Raw genomic sequence first — 9,557 nt, forward strand, 5'->3', positions numbered from 1 at the left:
AACTTCGTACCTTTGCCCTCCCTGAAAGGGGAGATGCAATAGCGGGGAGGATAGTAGTGGGGTAGAGCCAGTCGCAGGGTTGGCGTGATCTTTGAGAAATAGTGAGGCGGCGACGGAGGGAGGGGGCTTGCGAATGTCAAAAAGTTCGTACCTTTGCGCTCCCTGCCGGGATGTGGGATGGAGAATAGGGGGGGGTCTTGACAAAGCGAAAAACTTCGTACCTTTGCCCTCCCTGAAAGGGGAGATGCAATAGCGGGGAGGATAGTGGTGGGGTAAAAGTCCCTCTTGCCGCAAGGTAAAGGGTTGGGTTGTTTGAGGAGATTTTGGATTGCTATTTGACAGCTAGGGGAGAGAGTCAGGAGCCAAGAACTTTGAGTAATTAGCAAGGAGAGTTTGATCCTGGCTCAGGGTGAACGCTAGCGGCGGGCCTAACACATGCAAGTCGTGCGGTCCTGGGGTGACCCAGGATAGCGGCGGACGGGTGCGTAACACGTAGGTAACCTGCCCTCTGGCGGGGGATAACTCCGGGAAACTGGAGCTAATACCCCATAAAGCAAGGGCACCGCATGGTGGGCTTGCTAAAGCCGAAAGGTGCCAGAGGAGGGGCCTGCGGCCGATTAGCTAGTTGGTAGGGTAACGGCCTACCAAGGCGATGATCGGTAGCTGGTCTGAGAGGACGACCAGCCACAGGGACACTGAGACACGGGTCCCACTCCTACGGGAGGCAGCAGTGGGGAATATTGGACAATGGGCGAAAGCCTGATCCAGCCACGCCGCGTGCCGGAAGAAGGCCTTAATGGTTGTAAACGGCTTTTCTCAGGGAGAAAGGGGGAGGTCACCTCCCCTTGATCGTACCTGGGGAATAAGCGCCGGCTAACTACGTGCCAGCAGCCGCGGTAAGACGTAGGGCGCAAGCGTTACCCGGAGTTACTGGGCTTAAAGAGTCCGTAGGTGGCCCTATGCGTCCCGGGTCAAAGACCCGCGCTCAACGTGGGGAAGGCTTGGGATACGATAGGGCTAGAGACAGTCCGGGGCCACTGGAATTCCCGGTGTAGCGGTGAAATGCGTAGATATCGGGAGGAACACCGTTCGCGAAGGCGGGTGGCTAGGGCTGTTCTGACGCTGAGGGACGAAAGCGTGGGGAGCAAACAGGATTAGATACCCTGGTAGTCCACGCCCTAAACGATGCGCACTCGCTGGAGGGGTGTAAGCTTCTCTGGCTAAGGGAAACCGTTAAGTGCGCCGCCTGGGGACTACGCCCGCAAGGGTGAAACTCAAAGGAATTGGCGGGGGCCCGCACAAGCGGTGGAGCATGTGGTTTAATCCGATGGTACGCGTAGGACCTTACCTGGGCTCGAACGCACTCGGAAGGCCTGCCGAAAGGTGGGTCGTCCCCGTCAGGGGACTGGGTGCGAGGTGCTGCATGGCTGTCGTCAGCTCGTGCTGTGAGGTGTTGGGTTAAGTCCCGCAACGAGCGCAACCCCTGTCCGCAGTTGCCCTTCATGGGAACTCTGCGGGGACCGCTCCCGCAAGGGAGAGGAAGGAGGGGACGACGTCAAGTCATCATGGCCCTTACGTCCAGGGCGACACACGTGCTACAATGGGAGGGGACAACGGGTAGCAACCGGGCGACCGGAAGCCAATCCCGCAAACCCCCCCTCAGTTCAGATTGGAGTCTGCAACTCGACTCCATGAAGCCGGAATCGCTAGTAATCGCGGATCAGCCATGCCGCGGTGAATACGTTCCCGGGCCTTGCACACACCGCCCGTCACGCCATGGGAGCCGGGGGCACCCAAAGGCGCCTAAACCGCGCTCAAGGTGAACCCGGTGACTGGGGCGAAGTCGTAACAAGGTAGTCGTACGGGAACGTGCGGCTGGATTACCTCCTTTCTGGAGTGCTCCTGTACTCTCTCCTCCCGGCTGTCGAAAATACCTGTCTATCACCCCGCTGACCAGCGGCGTGACTTTTACTTTTGCTAGTTTAGACTCTTTGACAGCGAGGGGATATGCGGATTACAATAGTAAGGGTGTGCGGGGGATGCCCTGGCACCTCGTGGCGACGAAGGGCGTGGCAAGCTGCGATAAGCTTGGGGGAGCCGCAAGCAGGCTGTGATCCCAGGATTCCCGAATGGGGAAACCCACCCTATTCATTAGGGTATCCCGAAAGGGAGGCGAACCCGGGGAAGTGAAACATCTCAGTACCCGGAGGAAAAGATACCAATAGGTATTCCCTGAGTAGTGGCGAGCGAAAGGGGAGAAGCCCAAACCGTGGGGCCGTAGGTCCTGCGGGGTTGTGGGACCCTCACAAACCATGTCGTACCGAAGTGGAAGACCGCTGGAAAGCGGCGCCAGAGCGGGTGATAGCCCCGTACGCGTAAGGGAAAGCATGGTGAGGGTATCCCGAGTAACACGGACTCGGTGGTGGTCCGTGTGAAGCTGCCGGCACCTTCCGGCAAGGCTAAATACACGAGGTGACCGATAGTGCACAAGTACCGTAAGGGAAAGGTGAAAAGCTCCCTGAGAAAGGGATTGAAAGAGACCTGAAACCGCACACCTACAAGCAGTCGGAGCCCCTTCTGGGGTGACGGCGTGCCTTTTGCTTAATGAGCCGGCGAGTTTTCCTCTCTGGCAAGGCTAAGCCACTTAGTGGCGGAGCCGCAGCGAAAGCGAGTCTTAACAGGGCGATAAGTCAGAGGGGAAAAACGCGAAGCCCAGTGAGCTACCCATGGGCAGGGTGAAGGTGGGGTAACACCTACTGGAGGCCCGAACTGATTGGGGTTGAAAACCCATCGGATGACCTGTGGGTAGGGGTGAAAGGCCTATCAAACTGGGGGATAGCTCGTTCTCTCCGAAATGCCTTTAGGGGCAGCCTCGTGTGAGGTCTGGGGCAGGTAGAGTGACAGTTTGCGACCCTTGGGGAAACCTGGGGGGACGCAGATTAACTCCGAATGGCCACAGATTATTCCACGGGAGTGAGGGCACTCGGCGCTAAGGTCGAGGCCCGAGAGGGGGACAACCCAGATCCGCCGCTAAGGTCCCCAAGTGGCCGCTCAGTCAGTTAAACGAAGTGCTCCCGCTATGACAGCCAGGAGGTTTGCTTAGAAGCAGCAATCCTTTAAAGAGTGCGTAACAGCTCACTGGTCGAGCGGGGGTGCGCGGATAATAGGCGGGTGTAAGCGGCCCACCGAAGCGCGGAGTCTGTACCATAAGGTACAGGCGGTAGGAGAGCATTCCCTGTGCGCGGAAGCGGCTCGGAAACGAGCCGTGGAGCATAGGGAAGAGCATATGCCGGCATGAGTAACGATAAAGCGGGTGAAAATCCCGCTGACCGAAAGCCCAAGGGTTCCGGTCCGATGTTCATCAGGGCCGGGTTAGTCGGGACCTAAGGCAAACCCGAAAGGGGTAGCTGATGGAAAGCAGGTTAATATTCCTGCACCTATCCTGGAGAGGGATGGGGGGACGCTGGAGCGAAACCGTCGCGGCCTGACGGAATAGGCCGTAGAAGGGAAGTAGGCAATACCTCGGATAGGCAAATCCGTCCGGGGGCTGACACCCGACCGTACCGCGACCCTTCGGGGGAGCGGATAGCACGGCGATAGCATACAGCCAAGAAAAGCCTCTAACCGTTAATCTCCAGGGTAGCCCGTACCGTAAACCGACACAGGTGGGCGAGGAGAATATCCAAAGGTCATCGAGTGAGTCGCGGCTAAGGAACTCGGCCAATTAGCCCCGTAACTTCGGGAGAAGGGGTGCCTCTCATCCGAGAGGTCGCAGTTAAGAGGCCCAAGCGACTGTTTAGCAAAAACACAGGGCTCTGCTAAGCCGAAAGGCTATGTATAGGGCCTGAGGCCTGCCCGGTGCCGGACGGTTAAGGGGAGGGGTGCAAGCCCCAAACCGAAGCCCCGGTAAACGGCGGCCGTAACTCTGACGGTCCTAAGGTAGCGAAATTCCTTGTCGGGTAAGTTCCGACCTGCACGAATGGCATAACGACTTGGGCACTGTCTCGGCCGCGAGCTCGGTGAAATTGTAGTACCGGTGAAGATGCCGGTTACCCGCGACGGGACGAAAAGACCCCGTGAACCTTCACTACAACTTGGTATTGGCCGCGTGCATTGGATGCGTAGCATAGGTGGGAGGCTGAGAAGCCCCGGCTCCGGTCGGGGTGGAGCCGCCAGTGAAATACCACCCTTCTGGTGTATGCGGCCTAACCCTGCACAGCAGGGGACAGTGCCTGGTGGGTAGTTTGACTGGGGTGGTCGCCTCCAAAAACGTATCGGAGGCTCCCAAAGGTACCCTCAGCACGCTTGGCAACCGTGCGTAGAGTGCAATGGCACAAGGGTGCTTGACTGCGAGACCGACGGGTCGAGCAGAGGCGAAAGCCGGGCATAGTGATCCGGTGGTTCCTCAAGGGAGGGCCATCGCTCAAAGGATAAAAGGTACTCCGGGGATAACAGGCTGATCTCCCCCGAGAGCCCCCATCGACGGGGAGGTTTGGCACCTCGATGTCGGCTCGTCACATCCTGGGGCTGCAGGCGGTCCCAAGGGTTGGGCTGTTCGCCCATTAAAGTGGCACGTGAGCTGGGTTCAGAACGTCGCAAGACAGTTCGGTCTCTATCTGTCGCGGGCGCAGGACGCTTGAGGGGACCCGCCCTTAGTACGAGAGGACCGGGGTGGACGCACCGCTGGCGTACCAGCTGTTCCGCCAGGAGCACCGCTGGGTAGCTATGTGTGGACGAGATAAGCGCTGAAAGCATCTAAGCGCGAAGCTCACCCCAAGATCAGGCGTCCCTTAAGGGCCGTGGGAGACTACCACGTCGATAGGCGGCAGGTGTAAGCAGGGTAACCTGTTGAGCCGAGCCGTACTAATTGCCCGTGTCGTAATCCGCATATCCCCTGCTGTTAAAGATAGCTTTGAGGCGGGCGTGAGCTCCCTCAAAGCACAAAGGGTCCCTAACGAAGGCGTGAACCACCTCTTCCCATCCCGAACAGAGAAGTGAAAGCGCCTTCTACCGAGGGTACTGCCTTCACCGGCGGGAGAGTAGGTGGGGCCCGGTTTTTTATTTTTTTGTTGTTTCAAAAAAGAGAGGTTACATTAAGAGGTAGTAACAGAGCCGGAATCCCATCTCTTAATACAGAAACAATATGAGTTTCCCCAACAGAAACGTTTAGAGTTCATGAGTTTGACCAATCTTATCCGTTCAAGTGTGGTTAGAGAATTGCTCAAAAGTTATTTCCCCAAAAATCCAGCGTTACCGAGGAGCATGGCAGGGGAGAATATCAAGATTCTCCCTTGTTCAAATCGTTATGGTTTGATTGGAACTGCTTTTGATTATTTGCTGCGCTTTTATTTAGAAAGGCTCAATAAAAATGTGAAACTTGTTGTCAACAAGTGGGTGGCAGAGAATGTTCCTCACATCCCACTTCAAAGGTCCCTTCTGAAAAAAGCTAAAGAAATCATATCCGAAGCTAAAGCTAATCATGCTGAGTACTTAGCCTCGGGTCATATGACTAAAAGCCTCATCATCAGTTCACTTCAACTTGCTCAATTAGATTTTATCTATAGGGCTGGCCAAGTAAGTGATAACTTGGGGCATTTCTACGAAGAAGATGTAGAGGAACTTCAAAACCTAATGAGAGTAGCTCCTGCAGACTTGTTCAAGGCGTCTCGACTCTGTGTACTCAATCCCACTTTTGGGCACGCATCCTCCCTAGTAGGAGGTGCAGATGCAGACTTGTTGATTGATGATACCCTAATAGACATAAAAACTACAATCCATTTGAAGATTAGTCGTGATGAGTTTAATCAACTCGTTGGATATTACACGCTTTATAAGATTGCAGGAATAGATGGGGCTGATTCTGACGTAGAAATAAAAAAAGCCGGTATTTATTTCTCAAGATATGGTCTATTGTATACATTCAACGTAAAAGATTTCATAAGTGATGATAAAGTGATAGAATTTGCCAATTTTCTAATCCGAAGAAAAAATAACTAATCATTATACCAAATTCGTGCATATCGTCTCTTAATGCGCTCTGCCTCAACCTCACCCCCTGCCCCCTCTCCTTCAAAGGAGAGGGGGATATGGGGGTGAGGTCTCTGAAAATGAAGCTACAAGCCTTCCAAATTATTAAGAAATTATTCCGCTCCCTTTGGTATTAGAAGCAAAGTCTGAGAGAGATTGATGAACATGGTAAAACCGTGTGAACAAAAATGGGCTCTGAAGTATAGAAGAGGTTCCAGATAGGTGGTGCAGACAAGCATTTGAAGTCTTGTGAGGATTAGGGGAGCTCTTTTTTATCGGTGTAATACTTGGTTAGGATATCAGACCTCCCCATCCAGCCGTCCTCGCATGTCGTCTCGCCAGAACTGAAACATATTACTAACTCGGGATGAAAATTCTCTGAACTGGGCATGCCTACTGGGTTAAGACCTGAGCCGACTTGCACTTTTTACGAATGTCCAAAGGTCCCTCATAGCGGGCCACCTATAACCCCAATCTATTTAGATACCCTCCAGCTTATAATCGGTATGAGATACCCTCACAGCTCGGTGCAGGATACGAGAAACTAGTCCAGCCCCTTGTTAGAAACATTCATGTTTCAGATAGGTTCATGACTTTCTAAAGGCATTCTTGAATACAAATGCAATAGTCCTAATGCCAAACGGCCTCTCACAATAGTAGTATGAGCTAAAAACCCCTTAGATACAGGTCGGATTAGTATGCTAATCTCTGGAGCCTGCGGCATGCATATCCCCTCTGGAAAGGGAGACTATTGCTACAAACCGTATGCATCATTTTTTCCTCACTCCCTTGTAAGGAGTATCCTTAGAGCCCATGAACTGGCCTGTACTCTCGTTACGCTTGACCCACTGGTCGGTACGCCAGTTGTAGCTCTGGGAGCGATTTCGCACTGCTCCTTTGCGATATCCTTTTCCAGTGTTGCGCGCCATATTATGTCAAAAGTAGCATGTTTTAGGGATACGTATCCCTCTCACAGGATAGGAATGGACTTGTAGGACCTGAGCTTCAACCAAGTATTTCACTTATATCTTTTCATCAGTAATTTTGCAACCATGAGCATACGTTACGGCCAACATGTGCTCCGAGGACCATATCCTTTAGAGTTAGTCTCTGAAATCTTGGAGGAGCGAAGCGGTATCTACCTTATTCTGGATAAAAGAAGGAACGGCCGTTTTATTCCAATAGATGTGGGCGAAAGCTACAACTTACTTCGGCGCCTATCCACTCACAATAGAAAGCCTTGCTGGCGAGAAAATGCTGTTGGTGAAATATGGATGGCTTTTCAATACAAAAAATACCTAAAGAAGCGAGGTAGACTTGATCAAGAGAGTAGTCTACGGGACTACCTCATAGAGAAGGGATACGACTTACCTTGCTGTAAGCGATAAGATACCCTCACTAAGTCTTTCTTTTTCCCAATTTGAGTGTAAAATTTCTCTCTACTTTCTGTAGGTCTTCCGAAAAGCTACAGAAATAGCTAAGCCTCCCCCTATAACTTTATCTCAACCCTTATAACTCCATCCCATGGGCAAGACAAAGAAATCCCCCACTTGGCGCATGGCGCCGGCCTGCATTTACAACCTGGGCTTTCCGGCCGCCAGAGAGCTGAGGTTCGGTCATGAAGAGCGCCTGTGGAGGCAGATGGGAGACAGAATGAGACAGACTGCCCTCCAGATCCCCGTTTTCCTCGTCAATCCGGCCCAGATGGATGTCCTTTACCCGCCCCGAAGGAAAAAATGCCTGGATACAGACAGGGCAAAAAATATTCTCCAGCATTATGACCGCGAGGATGACAATCTGAGCATCGACCGGCTCGAAAAAGACGCAGAGGGGGACTGGCAAACCTATGAGGTATTCGTAGCCGTGGGGCTGTATGTGCCATGCCACTCTGAGAACTGGCCAGATACGGCTGAGGAAGTTTTAGAGAGGGCCGAGTCAGACTCCATGGATCCTCAGGTAGATTATGCAGGTATGCCCTTTCCACACATTTACCTGTGCCCGGAGAGGATTCTGGAAGGGGCCGAAACACTGTGGATAGAACCGCAGCTTTACCTGGAGGCCGTCTATTACCACGAGCTGGCCCATGCCCTGATGGACTCAAACCCGAAACTCAATTGTCGTCCTGAGGATCCTTACCTTACCCTCTGGGGCCGCACCATAGAAGAAAGCTCGGCCAACTGGATAACCTGTACACGCTTCCAGGAGCCAGATGTCTATCTGGTGCAGAAGATTATAGCGTCTCAGCCGCTCGAATATCAGGGCTATCTGGCCCTGGGAAAGCCGCCCCTGTATTCTTTGCCTGCTAAGTTTGACTCCTCCCCGGCAGAGTTTCGCCGGGAGATGCGCAGGGAGTTTCGCCGGGTGCTGCAGGCGGAGTCCGCCCGGGCCATGCTGATCTCAAAGGGCCCGTCAATAGAAGGCCCCCCGGACTACGCCTCATGGGAAGCCGTGCAAAAAATCATCTACACGCTCCTGAATCCCCTCCTGCTGAGTAGATACTTCGGTACGGTTCTCAATCCGAGGTACTCCGAGATAATACTGACCAGGCTCATGATACCCTATGTTCAGGGGATGCAGTTAGAGAGGGGACTGGGATCTCCTGTGCCGGGTAGAACTGCCTGGGGCCGTATTTTTCAATGGATGGAGTATAAGAAAAAGGGAGCTCCTCGTGACCCCCGATATGTTATCTACTGGGAGGAGTTGGCGCTCTTTCTGCTGGCCGCGAGTGTGAAAACCTCCCTGTAGCTCCAGATTTTTCTCGTCCGGCGGGTGTGAAAAATATCCCGGAAAGCAGGTAATACCATCTGGAGCGATACATGTTTTTTTCAGAGCCGCTATCAGGTCCGAAGGCTCTGGCTCTGTGCTGGAGGGTAGGGCTGGATTCAGGGGGTTGATATTACCCCATCCCCTAACCCCTTCCCCGCCCGCGGGGAAGGGGCACGAAGCACCAGCCCTATTTCATGTTTACGGAGAGGAGAATGGGGTTGATCTTACCGCATCCCCAAGCAATCTCTCCATCTCCCACGCTATTTTCCCCCTTACTAAGGAGGGAAAAGAGATGGGTAAGACAGGATTTCTGATAGAGTTATACCAATCTGAGTCAAAAACTTTCTGAATGCTGACTAAGTTTCTGGATAAGACTCAGGCCCCCAGAAAGCCAATAGCCATGCTACAAAGGGATTGTAGGTTGTTGGTTGGCATTGTCAAACCCCCTTCCCAAACCCTTCCCCCTCGTGAGGGGGAAGGGCTGAGGTTGGGGGTTAAGATAGCGTATAACTCAGATTGGTATAAGATAGCTCAGGTCATAACCCGACCGGCACGCCAAACTCAAGATTTAGCATGAGCTCTCTGCTGGGGAGCGGGGGAGATAGGTGTGTGTGCGTGAGGGATGCGGAGGGCCGCCCGAAGGGCGGGTCGCACCTCGCATAGCGAGGCGCCCGCGCCCGGCCCCCCCCCCCCCCGCCACCCCCCCCCCCCCCGGGGCACTGGGGGCGCCCCAAAAAACACGGAGATGTTAAACAATAGGCGGG

At 53.6% G+C, this 9,557-nt stretch carries 2 protein-coding genes and 3 rRNA genes; all 5 read left to right on the plus strand.

Annotated elements, in window-relative coordinates; translation table 11 throughout:
- The first annotated feature begins 381 nt into the window (after nucleotides 1-381).
- A 16S ribosomal RNA gene (locus tag NW852_RS07355) occupies nucleotides 382-1,891 on the plus strand.
- A 121-nt stretch (nucleotides 1,892-2,012) separates the two neighbouring features.
- Nucleotides 2,013-4,886 (plus strand): 23S ribosomal RNA (locus NW852_RS07360).
- A 57-nt stretch (nucleotides 4,887-4,943) separates the two neighbouring features.
- Nucleotides 4,944-5,055 (plus strand): 5S ribosomal RNA (gene rrf / locus NW852_RS07365).
- Together the 16S, 23S and 5S rRNA genes form the textbook arrangement of a ribosomal RNA operon.
- A 120-nt stretch (nucleotides 5,056-5,175) precedes the next feature.
- Nucleotides 5,176-5,997 (plus strand): hypothetical protein, encoded by an 822-nt coding sequence (locus tag NW852_RS07370; protein ID WP_414426601.1) that lies wholly within the window; start codon nucleotides 5,176-5,178, stop codon nucleotides 5,995-5,997.
- A 1,554-nt stretch (nucleotides 5,998-7,551) separates the two neighbouring features.
- A complete protein-coding gene (locus NW852_RS07375) occupies nucleotides 7,552-8,772 on the plus strand; it encodes a hypothetical protein (protein ID WP_414426602.1) in 1,221 nt (406 codons plus the stop codon).
- Nucleotides 8,773-9,557 lie beyond the last annotated feature (785 nt).

The organism is Synechococcus sp. H60.1 (genome assembly GCF_047462335.1).
In the GTDB taxonomy this organism is placed as follows: Bacteria; Cyanobacteriota; Cyanobacteriia; order Thermostichales; family Thermostichaceae; genus Thermostichus.